The sequence below is a fragment of the Rothia sp. HMSC069D01 genome, from assembly GCF_001810135.1.
Classification (GTDB): Bacteria; Actinomycetota; Actinomycetes; order Actinomycetales; family Micrococcaceae; genus Rothia.
Genome location: NZ_KV800101.1, coordinates 1 through 22,559 on the forward strand (window position 1 = coordinate 1; position 22,559 = coordinate 22,559).

The 22,559-nt window shown below is 60.4% G+C and carries 16 protein-coding genes; 11 read left to right on the forward strand and 5 right to left on the reverse strand.

The window, feature by feature from the left end; all coding sequences use genetic code 11:
* Window positions 1-129 precede the first annotated feature (129 nt).
* The 4 genes from HMPREF2710_RS04355 to HMPREF2710_RS04370 all read right to left on the reverse strand — a co-directional run bounded on the left by HMPREF2710_RS04355 (window position 130) and on the right by HMPREF2710_RS04370 (window position 3,869).
* Window positions 130-1,344, reverse strand: coding sequence for a VIT1/CCC1 transporter family protein (locus HMPREF2710_RS04355; RefSeq protein ID WP_070599713.1), 1,215 nt, complete (start codon window positions 1,342-1,344; stop codon window positions 130-132).
* A gap of 374 nt (window positions 1,345-1,718) precedes the next feature.
* Window positions 1,719-2,216, reverse strand: a complete 498-nt coding sequence (gene dps / locus HMPREF2710_RS04360) for a DNA starvation/stationary phase protection protein Dps (RefSeq protein ID WP_049357285.1) — start codon at window positions 2,214-2,216, stop codon at window positions 1,719-1,721.
* Window positions 2,217-2,510: 294 nt separating this feature from the next.
* On the reverse strand, window positions 2,511-3,167 hold the full coding sequence (locus HMPREF2710_RS04365; protein ID WP_070599715.1) for an HAD family hydrolase: 657 nt from the start codon (window positions 3,165-3,167) through the stop codon (window positions 2,511-2,513).
* Between the two features lie 18 nt (window positions 3,168-3,185).
* Entirely contained in the window at window positions 3,186-3,869 is a 684-nt protein-coding gene (locus tag HMPREF2710_RS04370) for an NAD(P)-dependent oxidoreductase (protein WP_070599717.1), read from the reverse strand.
* A gap of 259 nt (window positions 3,870-4,128) precedes the next feature.
* On the opposite strand from HMPREF2710_RS04370, the gene clpB reads away from it, so the two are divergent.
* The 10 genes from clpB to HMPREF2710_RS04420 all read left to right on the forward strand — a co-directional run bounded on the left by clpB (window position 4,129) and on the right by HMPREF2710_RS04420 (window position 17,885).
* Complete coding sequence (gene clpB, locus HMPREF2710_RS04375; RefSeq protein WP_070599719.1) at window positions 4,129-6,738, forward strand: ATP-dependent chaperone ClpB; 2,610 nt, start codon at window positions 4,129-4,131, stop codon at window positions 6,736-6,738.
* Between the two features lie 153 nt (window positions 6,739-6,891).
* On the forward strand, window positions 6,892-7,860 hold the full coding sequence (locus HMPREF2710_RS04380; protein WP_044150102.1) for a Sir2 family NAD-dependent protein deacetylase: 969 nt from the start codon (window positions 6,892-6,894) through the stop codon (window positions 7,858-7,860).
* A 153-nt stretch (window positions 7,861-8,013) separates the two neighbouring features.
* On the forward strand, window positions 8,014-9,213 hold the full coding sequence (locus HMPREF2710_RS04385) for an excalibur calcium-binding domain-containing protein (protein WP_070599721.1): 1,200 nt from the start codon (window positions 8,014-8,016) through the stop codon (window positions 9,211-9,213).
* A 315-nt stretch (window positions 9,214-9,528) separates the two neighbouring features.
* Complete coding sequence (locus tag HMPREF2710_RS04390) at window positions 9,529-10,590, forward strand: excalibur calcium-binding domain-containing protein (RefSeq protein WP_070599723.1); 1,062 nt, start codon at window positions 9,529-9,531, stop codon at window positions 10,588-10,590.
* 313 nt (window positions 10,591-10,903) lie between these two features.
* Window positions 10,904-11,626, forward strand: coding sequence for a DUF4956 domain-containing protein (locus HMPREF2710_RS04395; RefSeq protein ID WP_070599725.1), 723 nt, complete (start codon window positions 10,904-10,906; stop codon window positions 11,624-11,626).
* A gap of 123 nt (window positions 11,627-11,749) precedes the next feature.
* Window positions 11,750-12,670 (forward strand): polyphosphate polymerase domain-containing protein, encoded by a 921-nt coding sequence (locus HMPREF2710_RS04400; RefSeq protein WP_070599727.1) that lies wholly within the window; start codon window positions 11,750-11,752, stop codon window positions 12,668-12,670.
* A 227-nt stretch (window positions 12,671-12,897) separates the two neighbouring features.
* Window positions 12,898-14,655 (forward strand): carbohydrate-binding domain-containing protein, encoded by a 1,758-nt coding sequence (locus HMPREF2710_RS04405; RefSeq protein WP_070599729.1) that lies wholly within the window; start codon window positions 12,898-12,900, stop codon window positions 14,653-14,655.
* A 391-nt stretch (window positions 14,656-15,046) separates the two neighbouring features.
* On the forward strand, window positions 15,047-15,256 hold the full coding sequence (locus HMPREF2710_RS04410; RefSeq protein ID WP_005504588.1) for a DUF3073 domain-containing protein: 210 nt from the start codon (window positions 15,047-15,049) through the stop codon (window positions 15,254-15,256).
* Window positions 15,257-15,624: 368 nt separating this feature from the next.
* Window positions 15,625-16,695 carry a phosphodiester glycosidase family protein gene (locus tag HMPREF2710_RS04415; RefSeq protein WP_070599730.1) on the forward strand — a complete coding sequence of 357 codons (1,071 nt, stop codon included), beginning with the start codon at window positions 15,625-15,627 and terminating at the stop codon, window positions 16,693-16,695.
* Window positions 16,692-17,885 carry a bifunctional glycosyltransferase family 2/GtrA family protein gene (locus HMPREF2710_RS04420; protein ID WP_070599732.1) on the forward strand — a complete coding sequence of 398 codons (1,194 nt, stop codon included), beginning with the start codon at window positions 16,692-16,694 and terminating at the stop codon, window positions 17,883-17,885. Before HMPREF2710_RS04415 ends, HMPREF2710_RS04420 begins: the two co-directional genes overlap by 4 nt.
* Before the next feature lie 219 nt (window positions 17,886-18,104).
* On the opposite strand, the gene HMPREF2710_RS04425 is transcribed toward HMPREF2710_RS04420, so the two are convergent.
* The gene (locus HMPREF2710_RS04425) at window positions 18,105-19,814 is read right to left on the reverse strand and encodes a S8 family peptidase (RefSeq protein WP_070507157.1); all 1,710 of its coding nucleotides are present in this window, start codon (window positions 19,812-19,814) and stop codon (window positions 18,105-18,107) included.
* A 732-nt stretch (window positions 19,815-20,546) separates the two neighbouring features.
* On the opposite strand from HMPREF2710_RS04425, the gene HMPREF2710_RS04430 reads away from it, so the two are divergent.
* Entirely contained in the window at window positions 20,547-22,487 is a 1,941-nt protein-coding gene (locus HMPREF2710_RS04430; protein ID WP_070599734.1) for a S8 family peptidase, read from the forward strand.
* Window positions 22,488-22,559: the final 72 nt, after the last annotated feature.

A 22,559-nucleotide genomic window follows, 5' to 3' on the forward strand; every position in this document is an offset into this window, starting at 1 on the left:
TATAGCGTCCAAGTTTCGGGGCGCAGTTCAGATTTTAAATCACCCGCCGGGGGTTTCTTTGCGCTCAAGCTACGGCACATGCAAGAGCGGCTATATACACTTGTCGAGAGCTTATTGGGGGTGTTGTAACTAGCCGACCGTCGTGCCGAACGCCAGACCCAGCAGGTAGGTCACGAACGCAGCGCCAAAGCCAATTAGAATCTGACGAACACCGCGCTTGAGCGGGGAAGCACCCGAAAGCAGGCCCACCACGCCGCCGGTGAAGCCCAGCGCCGCACCCACAAACAGCAGAGACAGCACCATCGCGAACACACCCGACAAGCCAAAGATATAGGGCAGAATCGGAACCAGTGCACCCGAAGCGAAGAACGCAAACGAAGCAGCGGCGGCACCAATATCGGTACCCAAAGCCACGTTCTCCTCACGATCCCCATCCTCGCGGTGAGACAGCGACGGATCGCAGTCACAATCCAGGTAGCCGAAGCGCTCCATCGCACGGTGATGCGCCGCGTCCGGATCCATGCCGCGGGCACGGTAAATGAGCTCCAGCTCGTTCGAGTCCAAATCCAAATCGTGCGCAACACGCAGGGTCACCTGGGTCGGCTGGGATGCATCCAGCAGTTCACGCTGAGAGCGCACCGACACGAACTCACCCGCCGCCATCGACAGTGCACCCGCCAGCAGACCCGCAATACCCGAGAGTAGAACCATCGAGCTGGATGCGCCCGAGGCGGTAATACCCATAGTCAGCGCCAGGTTTGACACCAAACCGTCGTTAGCACCAAAGACTGCCGCACGGAAATTACCCGAAAGCTTCTCCCTGCCACTGGTCGCCAGGGCACGGATAATTTCCTCGTGAATCGCCTCGTCAGCCGCCATTTCCTCGGTGGCGTCCGGGTCCTCAGCGTAAGGGGAGCGGGATTCCGCGCGCTGCGCCATCGCCAGAATAAACACCGAACCGAAGTTCTTCGCCAAGAACTGCAGTAGCTGAGATTGCAGGGACGGGCGCACGTGAACATCCGCGTGTTCGCCGAGCATGTCACGCCAATGTTGCTGGTGACGCTTCTCCGCCTCAGCAACCTGCAGCAAGATTTCGCGGTCGGTGCCCTCGGCGCGGCGAGCCAGGTAACGGTAGATGCGTGCCTCCGACTCCTCGTCGGCCAGGTAGCGGCGCCAACGCTTAATCTGCGCGGGGGAGGGGGAAGTAACCGCACTGTGGCGGGTCGGCTTGTGCTCGGTCGCCTCAGCTGCGGTCCTTTCGGCCTCGGCCGCGTCAGCTTGAAGCTTCTCGGTCTGCTCGCCGTACGTGTCTTCGCCGTGCTCGTTCGGGGCGTGCGTGCTCATATCTCTCTTTCCGCCGGATGCGGGTCGCGCCGGGTATCTCCCGGGCGCGCAATCATGCGTTTAATCTGTGTGTTCTGAGTTGATCAGTGAACCACTGTAGAGCACTCCGAACAGAAAATCTAGGACGGCCTAACCCGGTGTTATTGTTCGCCTCAACGTACTTTGTGATACCGCACGGGCGAGGACTCAAGTGCCGGGAAAGGTAAAAGTGGTTGGGAATAAGCGGGGCAGCTTCGAGTGTAAAAAGCCGGGCGGGTGCACCCTCCATAAGGAGAGCGCACCCGCCCGGCTTGTGACTCTAAAAGCTAACGCCTACATGACGTGCCGCTATAGGTAGGCTACAGTTTAGAGGCCACAACTTAGATGGTTGCGGCTTAGATGTTGCCTTCGCCGTTTTCCAGGAACGCGCGGATGAACCACTGGAACTTCTCCAGCTCAGCGGTCTGGCCAATCAGCAGGTCCTCGGTGATGGGGTCGGACTCGCCAGCGAATGCAATCGCCTTGCGGTGAGCCTCAATCACGCGGGTGTACACGTCGTTCAGAGCGTGCAGGTGGTCAGCAACGCGTGCGCGGCCGACGGGGTAGTCTTCAACGGTGCGCTGTGCGACCAGTGCGCCAGCCAGGCCGTTGGGGGTTGCGCCCAGGGTTGCCATGCGCTCTGCGATGGCGTCGACGAACTCGCGGACGGTGTCGACCTGGGGGTCAATCATTTCGTGAACGGCGATGAAGCCGGGGCCGGTCACGTTCCAGTGAGCGTGCTTCAGCAGCAGGTGCAGGTCGTTCAGGTCGTGCAGACGTGCCTGGAGAACCTCGGAAATGCCCTTGCCTTCTTCGAGGGTCAGGCCGGGTGCGGTGTAGTTTGCGAATGCCATGATGGTCTCCTTCATGATGCTGTGATGCTTGTGGTCCGGTGAGGTTTGTATTCCCACCGAAGTCGTTATTGATTAGTAAATCATTTTAAGGAACTGCTGTCAAGCTTATTCTGAGCAATTCGTAATAAATTGTCATCTGCCTGTTGCGCCAACCTTAAATCCTCACCGCCCAGGCATGCACAAAGGGTGGGACGCGCGGTATCTCGTATCGCGCATCCCACCCTTTACGGTGAAGCGTATTCAGTTTTCGTGCAGAGCTTTCTCTGCCGGGCTTCCGGTTTGCGAACCAAGCGGCTACGCCAGCGCGCGCACCGCCTGCAGGGTCAGCTCCTCGTGCTTGAGGTGCACGGTGCCCAGCTCCGCCGGAACCTCCAGCTCGCCCGGCACAACAATGACACGCATACCCGCCGCGGTCGCACTGCGCACGCCCGAAGGGGAATCCTCAAGAGCCACGCACTGAGTCGGATCAACACCCAGGCGCTCCGCCGCCAAAAGATAGGGCTGCGGGTCCGGCTTGGGGTGGGTGGTCTCATCATTACCAATAACCACCGAGAACGTGCCCTCGGGTGCCGCATTCGCGGTGCGGCGAGCCACGGAGGTGGTCGCATTCGTGACGACTGCCGCCGGAATCTGCGCCTCGCGAACCTCCGAAAGGAAACGCTCAATACCGGGCAGGAACTCAACCGGCTGATGCGCCAGAGCATCATGCACCTTCGCCACAAGACGTTCATTAATCTCTTCGTCCGGCAGGTTTACGCCGCGCTCGCGCAGGCGATCCAGAGTGAACTGCATGGACAGACCCAAGCAATCGAGGGTGTCCTGCTCGGTCCACGTGCCACCGAAATCTGCAGCGAGAGCAACCTTGGCGGCAGCCCATACGGGTTCGGTGTCAACCAGGGTTCCGTCGTGGTCGAAGAGAATGGCGGCGGGGAAGGTGTTCGTAGTCGTCATGCCATTAAGCCTACCGGTTTATTTCTGAGGTGACCGCAGGACAGCATCCCCAATCGTCACCAAAAAATCTGTGCCCGCGTTCTGGGGGTTCTTGGTGATAGTGAGCAGGGCATCGGCGACGTCCTCACGGGCAATCGTCGGAATGCTCGGAACGCGTTCGACACTCGCCATATCAAACACCTTCACCCCGCCCCTACCGGGCTTATCGGTCAGCCTGCCCGGATGCGCACGCGAAATATACGGCTGATACTCGGCAACCAGGGCGTCCGCCTTAACCTTGTCGGTAAAAATGCCGCGCATGATGACCTTGCATACCAGGCGCATGGGCAGGGATGCGGTTCGTACCGTATCGCCCACGCCGTAGGCGCTCAGCAGAACGCAGTGCTTCACGCCTGCGCCCGTGACCGCCTGCATGATGAGCGGCAGGCGCTCCTGTAGGAACGTACTGTGAAGGAACTCTCGCACCGTGGCCTTCTGTCCCAGGGTGCTCACCATGACGTCCTGCCCGGCGGATGCTGCGGCGAGCCGTTCGGCATCGTCCAGGGTACCGGGGGTGATGGTGAGGTTCTGGTGTGCTCCCAGTAGTGTGTGCGCCTTATCGGGGTTGCGCACGTAGGCGGTGACGGTGTGCCCGCCCTCGAGGGCTTTGTGGGTGAAGAGGCGGCCGGTGCGGCCGGTTGCGCCGAGAACCAGTATTTTCATGTGGGGTCCCTAATCTTTAGCTGTTATGGGAACCTGCAAGCGCCCAATCCGGTCAGTATAGCAATGCGGCTTCGACTGGGGCTTTGACAGGGAGTTTTGGCGGGGGCTTTTGTTTGAGGTTCAGGGGTGTGAGGCGGGGCGAAAAATACGAAAAATTTTTTGCAAGGGGCTTGCGAAACATAGTTGAGTGGGATAGACTCAAGTTATGTAATGCGAAGGGACGTAGGATAGGCCCCTGAAAGCGATACGAAAGGACATCATGGATATTAAGTTCACGACCAAGAGTCAAGAAGTTATCTCCGCCGCTAACACCAATGCGCAAACGGCGGGTAACCCCACTATTGAAACCTCCCACATCCTCAAGGCCCTCATGGACCAGCGCGAAGGCATCGCAGTCTCCGTGCTCAAGGCAGCAGGCCTGGATGTAGACGCCATCTCCGAGGCAGCATCCGCTGAAATCAAGAAGCTGCCGAAGGCATCCGGCGCTTCCGTGCAGAACGCCTCCCTTAGCCGTGCCGCGCTCTCCGCTCTGCAGGCGGCACAGACCCGTGCCCAGGGCTTCGGAGATACCTACGTTTCTACCGAAATGATTCTGCTCGGCATTGCCAGCGGAACCGATAGCACCGCTGAAGCAATGCACAAGCTCGGCGCTACCGCAGAGCTCATCGCACAGACCATCCCCAACGTCCGAGGAGACCGCACCGTGGACACCCCCGACCCCGAAGGCACCTTCCAGGCGCTCGAAAAGTACGGCACCGACCTGACCGCCATTGCCCGCGCGGGCAAGCTCGACCCGGTCATCGGCCGTGACTCTGAGATTCGCCGCGTCGTGCAGGTGCTTTCCCGCCGAACCAAGAATAACCCCGTCCTGATTGGTGAGCCCGGCGTCGGTAAGACCGCCGTCGTGGAAGGCCTGGCACAGCGCATGGTTTCTGGCGACGTGCCCGAATCCCTGCGCGGCAAGACCCTGATTAGCCTGGACCTGGGCTCCATGGTCGCAGGCGCAAAGTACCGCGGTGAGTTCGAGGAGCGCCTGAAGGCAGTCCTCGAGGAAATCAAGAAGTCCGAAGGTCAGATCGTGACCTTCATCGATGAGATTCACACCGTCGTCGGTGCCGGCGCATCCGAAGGCTCCATGGACGCAGGCAACATGCTCAAGCCCATGCTTGCCCGTGGTGAGCTGCGCCTGATCGGTGCAACCACCCTGGACGAGTACCGCGAGAACATCGAGAAGGACCCCGCACTGGAGCGCCGCTTCCAGCAGGTGTACGTGGGCGAGCCCAGCGTCGAGGACACCATCGGTATTCTGCGCGGTCTGAAGGAACGCTACGAGGCACACCACAAGGTGCAGATCGCTGACTCCGCACTGGTTGCCGCAGCAACCCTGTCCAACCGCTACATTCCCTCCCGTCAGCTGCCGGACAAGGCAATTGACCTGATTGATGAGGCAGCATCCCGCCTGCGTATGGAAATTGACTCCGCTCCGGAGGAAATTGACCAGCTGCGCCGCGCCGTGGACCGCCTCACCATGGAGGAGCTGGCCCTTGCCGACGAGACCGATCCCGCATCGGTCGAGCGTCTGGAAGCGCTGCGCAAGGATATGGCAGACAAGAAGGAACAGCTCGACGCCCTCAACGCTCGTTGGGAGGCTGAGAAGGCAAGCCTGAACCGCGTGGGTGACATCAAGACCCAGATCGACGAGCTGCGTTCTCGCGCAGAGGTCGCTCAGCGTGAGGGTAACCTCGCCGAGGCGTCCCGCCTGCTGTACGGTGAGATTCCCGCAAAGCAGGCTGAGCTGGAAGAAGCACAGCGCGCCGAGGACACCGCCAAGAACGAGTCCATGGTCTCCGAAGAGGTCACCGCGGACGATATCGCCGAGGTGATCTCCTCCTGGACCGGCATTCCCGCAGGTCGCATGATGCAGGGTGAGTCCGAGAAGCTGCTCGAAATGGAGAAGCGCATCGGTGCCCGCCTCATTGGCCAGGAAGCCGCAGTGGTCGCTGTCTCTGACGCTGTTCGCCGTGCCCGCGCCGGCATCTCCGACCCGAACCGCCCGATTGGTTCCTTCCTGTTCCTGGGCCCGACCGGTGTCGGTAAGACCGAGCTGGCTAAGGCACTGGCTGAGTTCCAGTTCGATGACGAGCGTGCCCTGGTACGCATCGACATGAGCGAGTACTCCGAGAAGCACACCGTGTCCCGCCTGGTCGGTGCCCCTCCCGGATACGTTGGCCACGAAGAGGGCGGTCAGCTGACCGAGGCTGTACGCCGTCGCCCCTACTCGGTGGTCCTGCTCGACGAGGTCGAGAAGGCACACCCCGAGGTCTTCGACATCCTGCTGCAGGTACTCGATGACGGCCGCCTGACCGACGGCCAGGGCCGCACCGTGGACTTCCGCAACGTCATCCTGATCCTGACCTCGAACCTCGGTTCGCAGTACCTGGTCAACCAGGATTTGCCCTTCGAGGAGCGATCCGAGAAGGCGCTGGAGGTTGTTCACCAGGCATTCCGCCCCGAGTTCCTCAACCGACTGGACGACATCATCATGTTCCAGCCCCTGTCGGCTGAGAACCTGGGCCAGATCGTGGGCCTGCAGATCAAGAGCATGGCTAAGCGTCTGGAGGACCGCCGCCTCACCCTGAACGTGACCGAGGCAGCCCTCGAGTGGCTGGGTAAGACCGGCTACGACCCGGCATTCGGTGCCCGCCCGCTGCGCCGCCTGGTTCAGCGTGAGATTGGCGACCGCCTGGCTCGCGGCATCCTCTCCGGCGCAATCCACGACGGCGACACCGTGACCGTGGACGTGAACCCGGACGTTGCCAGCGACGGCCTGTCGGTGACCTCCGAGCGTGAGCAGAAGGCTGAGAACTAAGCTCAACCGGTTGGCTGGGCGGACTTAGCCTGTGGCTGAGTTTGCACATTCGAAACCATAAGAAATAGGCTGTGGGGTACCCTCGAAAGGGGGTACCCCACAGCCGTTTAACGCACTAGAACCGCACTAATACACAGAGCATTGAGGAGAAGAATGGACCGCTGGACTGACCACCAGAACTTCGCCGCCGCCGGTGAGCAGCGCGAAGAAATCGCCTCCGTGCACCGTGCCGCAATCCGCTCGATTCAGCGCGTTGTCTCTGAGAACGCCACCCCGCACGACGAAGAATACGCCTCCGCGGGTATTGCCAAGCTACTCAAAGCGGGTAAGGTTCTCGTGCTCACCGGCGCGGGAGTGAGCACCGAATCCGGCATCCCCGATTACCGCGGACCCGGCGGCTCCCTGCACGACCACCGCCCCATGACCTACCAGGAATTCCGCTACGATGACGCCGCCCGCCAACGCTACTGGGCGCGCTCCTACGTGGGTTGGCGCCGCATGCGCCGCGCCGAACCGAACCGCGCCCACTATGCGCTCGCCGAGCTGGAGCAGCTGGGTGCCGTGAGCGGCGTGATTACGCAGAACGTGGATGGGCTGCACGCCCGTGCTGGAAGCTCCCGTCTGCTGGCGCTGCACGGCGACCTCTCTCGTATTGTGTGCCTGGACTGCGGGCAGGACGAGAGTCGCGAAAGCCTGGATACACGCCTGGATGCTGCGAACCTCGGCTACCTGGCGCGCCTTGAAGACGAAGAGCTGCGCGTGAACCCTGATGGCGATGTGGAGTTGGACGACCGCTATATCCGCGATTTTCAGATGGTGCCCTGCCTTGGCTGTGGTTCGACCCGCCTCAAGCCGGATGTGGTGTACTTTGGTGAGTCCGTGCCCGCCGAACGTAAGGCGCTCAAGGACGCCATGCTCGCTGAATGTTCGGCGCTGCTGGTGGTGGGCTCCTCGGTGGCGGTTATGAGTAGCTACAAGATTGTGTTGGAGGCTCTGCGTGCCGGCAAGCCGGTCGCTGTCATCAATGGCGGCCCCGGTCGTGCGGATGCGAAGGCTACCTACCTGTGGCGCACCGGCGTGGGTGAGGCACTGGAGCTCATGCTTGACGAGATTGACGACTAGGTAGCGCTAGCGCCCGGCGAATTTTGCCGCGCGTGCACTGACCTATAGCTGGCCCGTCGTTAACTGCACGAAAGTGCTATTTTGTGTTGCAAGTCATTGCAAATAGCCCCTGGACAGGCGGATACACCCAGAGCGCGGGGATAAAATGATGGGATGGACATTCGACACACTATCACTCGCTTCGGTGCCACCGCCCTGATCGGCTGCGGTCTGGCGGTCACCGCAATCCCCGCAACGTTCGCTCAGAACGGTGAAGAGTCCGTCACCCACGTCTACTCCGACAAGGCGACTTCCCACATCTCTGAGGTCTGGTACAAGGGCGAAACCCTGAAGATTACCGGCGAAGGCTTCCTGACTCAGGACGGCACCTCCGGCTCCGTCATCGCTATCAAGCTGAACAAGGGCTCCGTCAAGATTGACGGCAAGGACTACCTGGAAGTTCAGGCTGACGAGAAGGGCAACTTCTCCGTTTCCATTCCCTGGCAGAACGACCTGGATGAGCGTATCTCCGTGGACGTCTACCTGCTCTCCGGCTCCCTGAAGGACAACGACACCGCTCGCGGCGGCAAGGCTGCGACCGTGAAGATTGAGGCTCGTTCCGTTCAGGAAGCAACCCCCTCCGCTACCGCTTCGGTGAGCCCTTCGGCAACCGCTTCTGCTTCGGCTTCCGTGGTGGCTACCCCCTCCGCTTCTGTTGCGCCCTCCGCATCTGCGACTCCTTCGGCTTCGGCTACCGCCGCTGATGAGGTTGTTGCCTCCGTAGATGCAGAGATCAAGAACCGCGCCGATGAGAAGGCGTCCGCTACCGCTTCGGTGAGCCCCTCGGCTACCGCATCGGCTTCTGTGGTGGCGACCCCCTCCGCTTCGGCACCTGCTACCGAGTCGGCTGCTGCTAATCAGAACGCAGCCGTTGCGAACGAGGCGAAGGATCAGCTGGGTGATTCCGCCTCCGCTACCGAGCAGGTGACTGCTTCGGCTGAGAGCACTCGCTTCGCGAACTGTGCAGAGGTTGCGGCCGCTGGCCTGGCGCCTATGCACGAAAGCCACCCAGACTTCCGCAAGAAGTTTGATAACGACGGTAACGGCCTGGGTTGCGAGGTCATTAACAGCGAGGTAACCGACGGTTCCTCCTCCAACAGCTCCTCGGGTTCTTCGTCCCGCAACTCTGGTGGTCTGGATAACCTGGGCGGCGACTCCTCCTCTTCGAGCAGCTACACCTCGAGCCGCGCTCAGCGCTCTTCCCTGGCTAACACCGGTGCTTCTAACGCCTTCACCATTGCTGGTATGGGCCTGGTGGCTCTGGGCCTGGGTGTTGCTGGCGTGACCGCTGTGCGCAACCGCAAGAACTCCTAAAACTATTGCCGCCGCCCGGTGCGGTGCGTGAGAGTCCCCTCTCCTGAATGCTTTCGAGCGTTCAGGCGGAAGGGATTTTCGCGTTTAACGGGGTGGTTTTTGCTATTGGGTTGTGCTGATGGGATGGGGTATGTACCTGTTAGTTTCTTCAATGTCGGGTTGAGAGTTTAGGTGTGCACGGCGGTGCAAAAGGCTTATATAGTTCAACCATGCCTTCAAGAAACCTTCAAGAAAAATATGTTTTGTGAGTCAGGTCATGGCAAATTAGCGTCTTGGGAGCCGGTATCCCAAGCTTCGCTCGTTAGAATGGGTGGCATGAATATTCGAAACAACATCGCACGCATTGGTGCCACCGCCCTCATCGGCTGTGGCCTCGTTGCTACTTCCGTCCCCGCGACCTTCGCTGTTGAAGGCGCACCTCAGGTTGTCCACACCTACGCAGACTCTGCACAGTTCATCGCCCCCGACGTATGGGTTGAGGGTCAGGGTCTGAACATTGGCGGCGAGGGCTTCAAGACCGCTGACGGCACCTCCGGTTCCGTCCTGGCACTGAAGCTGAACAAGGGTGCTGTCAAGATTAATGGCCAGGACTACCTGGAAATCCACGCTGACGCGGCTGGCAACTTCTCCGTTACCATCCCCTGGCAGGAAGAGCTGCACGGCAGCGTTTCCGTTGACATTTACCTGCTGTCCGGCTCCCTGAAGGACGGCGACGTTCCCCGCGGCGGTAAGGCAGCTACCGTGACCATTAAGGTTGCAGAGCAGCCCGCACCGGCTCCTTCGGAGGACCCGACCCCCACTCCTTCTCAGGATCCGACCCCCGCTCCCTCCGAGGATCCGACCCCCGCTCCCTCCGAGGACTCGACCCCGGCTCCGACCACCGAGCCCAGCGCTGAGGCATCCGAGTCTGCATCCTCCGACCCCTCTGCTCCCGCAGTTGAGGACGCTAAGGAAACCAAGCCTGCTGAAGAGACCTCCGCACCTGCTGAAGAGCAGAAGTCTGACCAGGCTTCCGACTCCTCCGCAAAGGACGAGAAAGCCTACAAGTACCAGAACTGCGCTGACGTGTGGGCAGACCGCGGCACGTCTATCTCTAAGGACGACCCGGACTTCCGTGAGAAGTTTGATGCCAATAACAATGGTGTGGGTTGCGAAGAGCAGCCGAACTACGAGAACTCCAAGTCTGACAGCGTTTCGCTGAGCTCCGGCTCGAACGACAACCTGGGCTCCGGTTCCTCGAACGCATCTTCCAAGGGTTCTTCTTCCCTGGCTAAGACCGGTGCATCCGATGCGATGACCGCTGCTGGCCTGGGTCTGATTGCTCTGGGTGCTGGTGGCGCGACCATCGTGGCAACCCGCATGCGCAAGAAGGCATAATAGCGCCTAGTCGCTAAGTTTTTAGCTGCTTTTATGGGCTCCCTCCATATCGGAGGGAGCCCATTTTTTGTGCTTTTTGAAGCTGTGGGATGCTCCGTCAAGGACGCGAGAAAAGAGAAAAATTACGATTGAATAGCACCACGATAAGGGTATTTATTAGAGACATATAACACTTATCTCTAAGTTAAGGGCAGCACAGGGTAAACACAGGCTTGCACGGGAATCTAGATACTACAAAGAACGCACAGCCCGAAGCTGATGAACAGACAGCTAGAGCTAAGCGAACATCACGACACGATATCTGGAGCACCCAATGACTATTCTGACCATGGCGATTGCCGATGCCATAGCCATCGCAGCTCTCTGCACCCTCTACATGGTGCGGCACCGCAACCGCGAACTGATGATTTCCTACGCGGTCATCAACGCCGGCATCTTCACCGTCTCGGTGGCGCTGGTATCCGCCGGATCGAACGCATCCGCTATGGGTATGGGCCTCTTCGGTGTCCTGTCGATTATCCGATTGCGATCCACCGCCCTGAGCCAGCGCGAGGTGGGTTACTACTTCGTAGCTCTCTCGGTCGGCATGATCGCAGGTGTGAACATTAGCCCGGCGTACATCGCCTTCGGCCTCATGGCTACCCTGGTCGCCCTGATCGCGATCCTCGACTCGCGTAGCGCCCCGGTCTCTATCGATCAGACTCAGACCGTTACCGCCGATCGTGCGATCAGCGACGAGGAAGAGCTCAAGGCATACCTGAGCGCTCGCCTGGGTTACACCGTCACCTCGGTCAGCGTTACCGAGCTGGATATGGTGAACAACCTGACCCGCGCCACCGTCACCTACCAGCCCAAGGAAACCCCCGAGGGCGGCACCCCCGCGGCAGTGGAGGCGGCTCAGCCTGTAGCCGCTCAGACAGTAGCATCGCAGGCTCCTGCGGCTTACCCGGCAGCACCTCAGGTTCCCACCGCCGAGGCGCACACCACCCTGGACACCCGGATGGTTCCGCTCCAGCGCACCCCGGTAGGCAAGTAAGACCAGCCGGTATACAAGCCTCCGATTCACTCCAGCCGCACAAACATCTCCGATATCCACGACACGCCGCCCCCAGCGCACAGCCCAAAACGCAGGGACGGCACCCCAGAAGGACGAAGACCCATGACTAACGCAGCCGCAAACATCATCCCCACAGAGTGGAAGAGCATCAGCCTCGAAGCCATGAACGAGAAGGCAGCCATGCAGACCCGCGTGGACCGCAAGTACATTGTCGACGCAGAAACCGCCGCCAAGGTACTCTCCACGCTCGATGCAGACGCCTCCGTCATGAAAATCAAGGGCCAGCGCGACTTCGCCTACGACTCGGTCTACTTCGACACCCCGCAGATGCAGAGCTACCACTCGGCAGCCTACAGCCGCGACGACACCTTCAAGATCCGTACCCGTAGCTACCTGGACTCGGAGCTGACCTTCCTGGAGGTCAAGACCGACGATGAGCAGGATATGACCGTGAAGAAGCGTATCCCGTACACCTTCGAGAACCGCGATCAGCTCACCGCGGAAGGTCACGAGTACATCACCGCAGCACTCGGCGATATCCTCGCCGGCCCCGTGCACAAGCTGGAGGCGGTCCTGACCACCGGCTACCGCCGTACCACGGTCTTCCTGCCGCAGAGCGAGAAGAACCCGGTCGCCTCCCGTATGACCGTAGATAACGCCCTGACCTGGACCCCTCTCTCCGAGAACATCCTCATGGCGGGCGTGAACTACCGCAACTACCACGGCAACCTGGTCGGCACCACCTACGGCCTGCCGAACGCGGTCATCATCGAAACCAAGTCCGGCGTGGAGCCTTCCGTGGCAGATCAGCACCTCTGGGATGCGGGCATCACCCCCGCGAAGATTTCCAAGTTTGCAACCGGTATGGCGGCGTTGAACCCGCAGCTGGCAAGCAACAAGTGGGAAGAAACCCTGAAGAACTGGATGCACCTGGAACCGGTCAATGGCACCCGCCTGAACGTGGATGACATGACCGAAGAGGACTACCAGAAGCTGCTGACCGAGCGTTTCGCAGCCGCCTAAAACGGCAATCTGGCTATAACAACAATCTGGATGCGCGGGTAGGGTAGCGCACCTACCTTACCCGCGTCCCCAGCCCCCTAACCTATACCCCCGAACCAAGCACAACATCGGCCTTATTTGCCCCACACAGGCAATAACCGCTCTCACACATATTCACATTTCACATACGTCTTACCCCTGTGGCGCTGGCTCTACGCGAGTGGTCACCCAAACACAAAGGAAAACCCGTGAAAAAGAGCAATATGATTAAGAGCGCAACCTCCATTACCCTCCTGGCAGCCCTGGCGTTGACCGGCTGCTCGGCAACCTCGGCATCGAATGCCAGCGCTTCGAGTGCAATCAGTACCTCCGCTTCGAGCACTTCGGGCACCACGTCGAAGGTGGCAGACTCCTTCTCCACCGACGTGAAGAGTGGCGCGAAGCTCGCCGAGGACACCCACTACTCCGCAAAGGATCTGACCTGGGATTCCTCCAGCGAAGTTACTATCGATCTTTCTAACCCGACCGCGACCGACGGTGTGACCGTCAGCGACGGCGTCATCACCATCACCAAGGCGGGCAACTACAAGCTCACCGGCACCTACGATGGCCAGATTAAGGTTGATGCAGCCGACAGCGACATGGTCCGCCTGATCCTGAACAACGCGACAATCACCAACTCCACCGGTGCAGCTATCAACGTTGTTGAGGCGGACGAAGTCGTTATCTACACCGCCTCGGGTACCACCAACACCGTCTCTGACGGCTCCTCCTACTCGGATACCGCCAGCGGTAGCCCCGATGCAGCTATCTACTCCAAGAGTGACCTGACCCTGGCGGGCGAAGGCACCCTGAAGGTTAAAGGTAAGTACGAAGAAGGTATCCACACCTCTGATGGCCTGGTCATTGCCTCCGGCACCCTGGAGGTGACCGCGGCAAACACCGGCATCAAGGGTAAGGACTATGTCGATATTCTCGACGGCACCGTGACCGTGACCGCCACCAAGGACGGCATCAAGGCAACCAACGACACCGACGGCAACCGCGGCTGGGTACGCCTGAGCGGCGGTACCGTGAACATCTCCGCAGGTGATGACGGTTTCAAGGCCGAGCGCGTGCTGGAAATCTCGGGCGGTACCCTGAATATCACCGAGTCGAACGAGGGTATTGAGGCGCAGTACATCAATATCCTGGACGGCACCGTGAACGTGACTAGCTCGGATGACGGTATCAACGCCTCGTATAGCACTACGACTACCACCGACTCGACCAGCACCACCTCGACCAGCACCACCTCGACCGGTACTGAGTCGACTACTGCAACCTCGACTAAGCAGAGCGCGCAGGGCGGCCAGACTGCACAGGGTAACCAGTCTGCACCCCAGGCACCCAGCGGTAGCGCAGGTCAGGCACCTGCAGGTGGCGGTCAGGCTCCCTCGGGCACTATGGGTCAGCCCCCGGCTGGTGGTGGCGCAGGTGGCGGCATGGGTGGTGGCATGGGTGGTGGCGGTACCTTCGAGGTCGTCGACGCAACTATCAACATCACCGGCGGTACCGTCACCGTGAACGCGAACGGCGACGGCATCGACTCCAACGGTACGGCAACCCTCTCCGGTGGCACCCTGATTGTGAACGGTCCCTTCACCGGCGGTAACGCATCCCTGGACACCAACGGCGACCTGCTGCTCAACGGCACGACCGTGGCCGCGGGTAACTCCGGTGACATGTTCGAGGCGCCCGCGACCAACTCCACCAGCGGCTACGTGAAGATCAGCAACGTATCGAACCTGAGCGCTGGCACCACCGTACAGGTGACCGACTCCTCCGGTAACGTGGTGGCGAACTACAAGGTGACTAACTCCAGCACCGCACTGATCCTGGTCTCCAGCTCCAAGATCACCAAGGGCGAGAGCTACACCGTGTACACCACCACCGATAGCGTGGATGCATCCAGCACCACCCTGGCTTCTAACGCCACCTCGCTGGGCTCCTTTACCGCAAGCTAGCAGCTCCTTCGGCGCAGGCTCAGCGGCAGGGGGCTCTCCCTAGACCCCGTGCGGGATGTCATGACCTGCACGGTACCCTCTCTGAATCCGGTCTTGTGAGTGAGCCGGAGGCAGAGACACTCGCCCCGCATCGGACGTAGTGATATATCCGGTGCGGGGCTACGTGTTATATGGGGTGTGTGGCGTCTGGGGTAAAAAAGCTGCGGGTGCAAAATAAAACGGTTGTTCCGGTGCGAAGAAGTGTCATGATACGCAAAATAGGTGCCGTTGAGCGAGACATTCAGGGCTGAAACAGGGTACTCTATAGTGTAGTAAAGACTGTTGAACGATCCGAGAGCGATGCGCCGCGCGTGCTGTTCGCCTCGGACAGGATGAAAGAGGGGGTCACGCCATGGGGCGCGGCCGTCAGAAGGCTAAAGCAACAAGGCAGGCTCGGGAGATGAAGTACTTCAGCCCCGAGACCGACTACAGCGCACTCGAGCGCGAGCTCAGCAGCGCGAAGAAAACGAAGTCCTCCGATTCGTCCCGCCGTCGCTATGACGACGAGGACGACTACTCGGCATACGCAGAAAAGTACGCGTCCTACGAGGATGAGGCATAAAGAATACGCGGAATGATTCGGTGCATATCGACCGAGCGTATTTCATAGATGATGAACCGGCTTGAGGCCCCGCACGGGGTGCTCAGCCGGTTTTTTCGTGCCCGCAGTTTGTTTCGTGCCCCCCCAATTTGTTCATGCCTGCAGTTTGTGCGGATGCACCCGGATGTGAGCGCAAGGGTGGGCTGCCGGCGGGGGTCTTAACTATGTGGAGCACAAAGCCAATGCACATGTTTATACATAAATATGCATAGAGCCATCTGGTAATAGAGCGTAGTTGGTAATAAAAAAGCTTGAAATGAATAAGCATACATAGCTTCTGCACAGCTTAGTCATGCCTGGCACAGAGAATAGCCCGGCATTCTAGAGACATGAACAACGAACAGAACATGACTCAGAACATTGACCAGACCACCCAGACCGCGGCAGAACAAGCAACCGCCGCACAAACCGCAGCAGAGCAGAAGCTAGCCAAGAAGAAGCTCACCCGTCGAATCTTCATCGGCGGCGGCCTCGGCGCACTCGCAGTAGTCGGCGGCGGTGCAGGCTGGGCATACAACCGCTACCTGGCAGAGCACACCGAAATCGAAGACACCACCGCCTACGAGGCGGCAGCAGCTCAGGCAAACGCAAGCGCCTCCGGCTCCGCCACCGCAGATCCCACCGAACTGACCGGCGTGAAGGTCAACGGCCAGAGCCTCACCGCTAACGAAGGCTCGATCACCATCACCTCCAACACCACCGGCAGCGGCTCGGACGCGGTCGTCTCCTTCGTAGCAGACATCAAGCTCGACAACGCAACCCTGCTGCGAAGCGCCTTCGCCAACAACAAGTTCGGCCAGAACATCATCGACACCCCCTCGAACATTGCCTCCGAACACAACGGCATCTGGGCAATCAACGGCGACTATTACGGCTTCCGTACCACCGGCATCGTGATCCGAAACGGTGTTGTCTACCGTGACTCCGGCGCTCGCGAGGGTTTGGCCTTCTACCGCGACGGCTCCGTCAAGCTCTACGACGAAACCGCAACCAACGCCCAGACCCTCGTCAACGAGGGCGTGTGGAACACCCTCTCCTTCGGCCCCGCACTGGTCAAGGACTCCGCAATCGTCGACGGCATCGACAGCGTCGAGGTGGACACCAACTTCGGTAACCACTCCATCCAGAGCTACCAGCCGCGAACCGGTGTGGGCGTGCTCGGCACCAACCACCTGGTCTTCATCGTGGTCGACGGCCGCTCCACCAACTACTCGCGTGGCGTGACCATGCCCGAGTTCGCCCAGATGTTCAAGGACCTCGGCTGCGTGAGCGCCTACAACCTGGATGGTGGTGGCTCCTCCGCCATGGTCTTCAACAACAAGCTGGTCAACCGCCCGCAGGGTGGCACCAAGGAACGTGGCACCAGCGACATCCTCTACATTGCAGGGAGCGCATCGTGATTATCCTGATACCCGCCTATAAGCCGGACCAATCACTGGTCCGCCTTGCCCGGGCCCTGCGCGAACAGGACCCGGACGCCGAAATCCTCGTGATTGATGACGGATCCGGCAGCACCTACGCACCCATCTTTACCGAACTGCGCATCGACGGCGTGACCGTGCAGATCCACCCCGCCAACAAAGGCAAGGGTGCGGCACTGCGCACCGGCATCGCCTGGGCGAAAGCAAACCGCCCCGACGAGGTCATCGTCACCGCCGACGCGGACGGCCAGCACCTACCTCGGGACATCTTCCGTGTGGGTGTGCGCACCGAAACCGCCGCGGTGGCAGGCCAGAAGAGCATCATCCTCGGCGTGCGCACCAAGCCCGACCCGAATGCCGGCGAAGAAGGCACCAAGGTGCCGCTGCGCTCCAAAATTGGCAATAGCGCAACCGTAGGCTTCTTCGCCCTGGCGACCGGAGCCCGCGTGGCAGACACCCAGACCGGTCTGCGCGGCTTCACCCCGCAGATCCTGGACTGGCTACTGCAGATTCCCGGCGATAAGTACGAGTACGAGTTCTCCATGCTGCTTCGCGCAACCCGCGCAGACGTGGACCTGGTGCAGGTACCCATCGTGAAGGTCTACGAGCCGGGCAACCCGACCAGCCACTTTAGGCCTCTGCAGGACTCGGCGCTCATTTACGCACCGCTGCTTGCCTTCCTGGCTTCGTCTTTCCTGACCGGCTTCCTCGTGGATGCTATCGCTCTCTTCGTCCTGGTGGGCATGGGCGCTCCGCTGCTGGCAGCTGTGGTCGGTGCCCGCATCATCTCGGCACTGACGAACTTCACCGTCAACCGAATGCTCATGCACGACGGAGGCGCACGCCCCTCGGCATCCTCCTCGCTGGTACGGTACACCGTGCTGGCGGTGGGTATCCTCGCAGCCAACGCGGCTCTGATGGAAGCTTTGACCGGCCTGGGCGTGTCCCTGCTGGTCGCCAAGATCCTGACCGAACTGATTCTGATCCCGATCAGCTTCGCGGTCCAGCGCCGCTGGGTTTTTCTACCCACCCAGCGTCAGGAAAATACGCGAGAAAAGACTCAGGCAATCGCCGCCTCTTCCGGCTTGCGCGCGGTGAGCTACGAGTCCACTCGCATGGAGGCTGCCGGTATCCGTACCGGTGTGCGTGCCTCCCAGGTACGCCCCTAGCTCGTCTACCCTAGCGTCCAGCTCGTTAGGGGCGTGCCCAAAGATTTCTCCCACCTGTCAGTCGTGAGGGTGGGTGGGAGAAGCATGCTGCAGCATCAAAAGCCGCAGCGTTTCTGTTCACGAAAAGCCCCCGCTGAGAAAACTCAACGGGGGCTTTTTGTATGTGGCATCCTTCAGAAGCCTATTGGCTCACCGGCTTCCGAGCTGGCAACATGCCGATTACTGACCGGGAATCAGGCCGTGAGCAGTAATCAGGAACGGCGGGTTGTGGTTAACAGCCGGGTTAGTCACGTAACCAACACGAGCCGCACGGGTCGGGTGCTTGGGTGCACGCTTCGGCCAGGGCTTTGCCTGCGGGTTCGGGTCCTTCTTGCCCTGCACCATAGCCAGTGCGCTCGCGGCGTTCACAATGCCGGAACCGCAACCGTTCACATCGCAGGTGAGCGGCTTGGAGCTCTGCTTCAGAATCTGCTTTGCACGCTCAGCGTTCAGCGAGGGATCCACGGACTTCATCAGAGCAATCACGCCAGCAACCTGGGGTGCTGCCATGGAGGTGCCGTCGTACTCGGTGTAGCCTGCGCCGGTGGACACGGTGGTACCCAGATCCACGGTGGACATGATGTTGCTGCCGGGAGCGCTCACATCAACAATCTTGCCGTAGTTGGAGAAGTCGCTACGCTTACCGTTCTGGTCGGTAGCGCCCACCACGATCGAACCGCCGCAGTTAGCCGGAGCGACCTTGGAAGTGTCCTGACCATCGTTACCAGCAGCGACAACGAGAATCGCGCCGCGCTTGTTCACTTCAGCAATAGCCTTGGAGTAGGTTGCGGGGCAGGTGCCTTCGCCGCCGAGGGAGAGGTTAATGATCTTGGCGGGGTTGGAGTTCGCAGGAACGCCTTCAACGGTGCCGCCGGCTGCCCAAACCATTGCATCCGCAATGTCGGAGTCGTAGCCGCCGCACATGCCCAGGGCACGCACGGGCAGGATCTTGGTGGAGGGTGCCACACCGACGATACCGCGCTTATTGTTCATAATCGCCGCGATGGAGCCGGCAACGTGGGTGCCGTGCCAGTTCGACTCGCTTGCCTCTGCATCAGCACCGCAGACGCCCGCTTCTTCCCAGTTGCCCTGGTCGGTCGGGTCGGAGTCGCGGCCGTTGCCGTCACGAGCAATGGAGGGCTCGGTGATGAAGTCGTAGCCGGGCAGGACGTTAGCGTCCAGGTCGGGGTGCTTGACGATGCCGGAGTCAATCACAGCAACGGTCACGCCAGCGCCCTGAGTGGTCTTCCACGCCTCGGGTGCAGCCAGACCCTTGGTGCCGTGCAGGTTCCACTGCTGCGGGTAGAGGGTGTCGTTCGGTGCTACAGCCTGGTTCGATGCCTGAGCTACCTGAGCGACCTTGGAGGTGGCAGCACCACGAGCGCGTGCAGTGGAGCGGCGCAGTAGGTCGGGTTCTACCGATGCGACGGAGGGGTTGGAGCTCAGGGTTGCCATGTACTTCTCCGCCTGCTCTGCGGTGAGCTTGGAGGAGAGGGTCACCACGGTTGCCTTCTGGGCGGTGGTGCGTACGTAGTTGGTTTTGATTTTGAAGAGGTCGTCGACGCTCTTCACCTCGGAGGTGAGGCCCTGGTAGAGGGCGTCGTTCCAGGTGGCAACCTGGGTGCCTGCGGGGCTTGCCCAGTTGATGCCGCCTGCGTTCAGTGCGCTATCGGTGTAGGTGATAACGAAGCGGTTGAAGCCTGCCTTCTGCTGTGCGGAGCTGAGGGAGGAGATGGTGGTGTGGGCTTTTGCGCGTTCGGCGCTGTTGGCCTGTGCGGGTGCCGCAAAGGATGCGGGGGCGCCCAGGGTTGCGACGAGTGTTGCTGCAGTACCCAGGCTCAGTGCGGTGCGTGCGACACCGCGCGCTGAGGGGTGAGTGGTAAAAGACATCGGGGTCCTTTGCGTATGTGAGTGCCGGAAGCGGCAAGCGGGTTGGTCATCCACTCACATAAATGCACCTTTGAGAAAATATCTGCATTCTTTTGTGTATTTGCTTGTGAGGAGCGAATAGAAAAAGAAAATGCACATCACTGCATTGATGTGTATTTTTCTCTAAACCCCCGTGCGGGAGCTCTTCGGAAGTGGTTTATGTGGTGAGATATCGATATCCTAGCACCTTTTCCTATGTGTGAAGCGGCTAAAACTCGATAGTGTGGCGTAAATAATGAGATTTTTCTTTCATATAAATGCAGATAAAGAAATGCCTAGTCGGAATATTCTCGCGACTTAAAGTAGTGATTTAAGTTTTACTCATCTATGCATAAAATGACCTGCATCACAAAGGTTATTTTATTCATAAAGTAACTGAAAAAGGGTGCTAGAGTATCTCACGGTGCGTACCCGTGCACGCACATTGTGGAGCTACCCTCAACAGCCCCACAAGCAACAACGCAGACACCACGCACCACAGCGCCATGCATCAACCACCCCGCACAACGACATCTGCCCACAGAGACATCTGCCCGGCAGATACGTGCGATGAAAACACCGCACAGCGCTAACACCTCACTCTTCCGTATTCACTCGTACCGAGTACACACACCTCACTCTGCGCCCTCAACGCGAGTCGGCAACGTTACGCCGCATCGTGCGCACTCGGTACCACTCACCTCAAGGATGTCCATGCTTCGCATTGCTCGCCCCTCACAGGCACGCAGCCCCCAGCGTTCCCTGCTGAGCTTCGTCACCGCAACCTGCCTGCTTTCGGCAAGTGTTATCCCCGCCGTGGCAGTACCCACCGCGCAGGCTAACCAGGCCAAGGCATCTGCGGCGGCACAGGCTTCTACCGCCGCCCAGATTTCCAATAATGCGCAGGTCACCCAGTCCGCGCCCGTGGCATACAACCGCTTCATCATCACCTACACCGATGAGGCGAAGAATGCCGCCTCCACCGACGCCACCGCAGACCAGATTGACTGGTCCGCAGCCGCCGGCACCCAGCAGGCGACCTGGACCGACGCACTCTACGCGGGCATCACCTCCGATGTGCAGAGCATTGACGAGCTGCTGAACATTAAGACCAGCTATGTCCGCTCCACCGCGCTGGATGCCAGCGTGGTCACCACCTCCGCGGAGCTCACCCCGGCTCAGGCGCAGCAGTATATGAACGCCCTGAGCGCGAACTCCAAGGTCGCCTCCGTGTCGCCCGATATGCGCCGCTATGCTACCGTGGATCACACCTCCGCGGAGCCCGTCAAGATTAACGACCCGAAGATGAACCGTATGTGGTCCCTCACCGGTGAAAAGGGCGTCTCCGCGCTGGAGGCATGGGGCACCACCCGCGGCAAGGGCGTGACCGTGGCGGTGCTGGACTCCGGCATTACCGCCCACCCGGACCTGGACGCTAACGTGCTGCCCGGCTACGACTTTATTGCCGAGTCGGCGTTCTCCAACGACGGTAACGGCCGCGACTCCGACCCGACCGACGCCGGCAACTGGACCGTAGATAACCAGTGCTTCACCGGTTCGAAGGCGACCGCCTCCGACTGGCACGGCACCCACGTGGCGGGCACTATTGCTGCTATCGCGAACAATAACGAGGGCATTGCCGGCGTGGCACCCGAGGCGAAGATCGTGCCCGTGCGCGTTCTGGGCGCCTGCGGCGGCTTCGACTCGGACATCACCGACGGCATTATTTGGGCTGCCGGTGGTAGTGTGCGCGGTGTCCCCGCAAACCAGAACCCCGCCCAGGTCATTAACATGTCCATCGGTAGCGAGGGCACTTGCACCACCCCGTACCGCCAGGCGATTGCTCAGGCGAATAAGCGCGGCTCCATCGTGGTCGTCGCAGCGGGTAACAACAACTTTGATGCCTCGAAGTCCAGCCCCGGCAACTGCGAGGACGTCATCAATGTGGGCGCAACCGATAAGAATGGCAAGCGCTCCTACTTCTCTAACTACGGCTCCCGCGTGGACGTGAGCGCACCCGGTGGCGACCGCCGCTACTGGGGTGGCGGTATTCTCTCCACCCTGAACGCCGGTAAGACTGCTCCCGGTAAGGCTGATTACGCCGAGTACCAGGGCACTTCCATGGCGGCACCGCATGTTGCCGGTATTGTGGCGCTCATGAAGTCGGTCGACCCGAAGCTGACGTACGCTCAGGCGAAGAAGGCCCTGCAGTCCACCTCTCAGGGCGTTGAGTGCGACCAGTCCGCGTGCGGTTCCGGCATTGTGAATGCGGCACGCGCGGTTCAGCAGGTCCGCTCCGACCGTGAGGCTGCGGATGCTGCCGCGGCACGCAAGAAGGCTGAGGAGGAAGCCGCACGTAAGAAGGCGGCTGAAGAGGCGGCACGCAAGAAGGCTGAGGAGGACGCTAAGCGTCAGCAGGCCCCCGCACCGAAGGTAACCCCTGCACCGAAGGTGACCCCGGCTCCGAAGGCCAGGACCCGCCCGTCCCGCCCGGTGACTCGCCCCTCCTACCCGTCGCGTCCGCGTCACGGCCACACCCCGCGTTACCGCTCCTGGTACGGTGCATCTGCGAACACCTACCCGAACAGCAGTTACCCGAGCAGTGCATACCCGAACACTGGCTACCTGGGCTTTGCGACCGGTAACCGCCGCTAGTCAAAACTCGTTTTAGATACGAAAAGCCCCCGATGAGTTCTTGAACTGCGCCCCGAAACTTGGACGCATTAA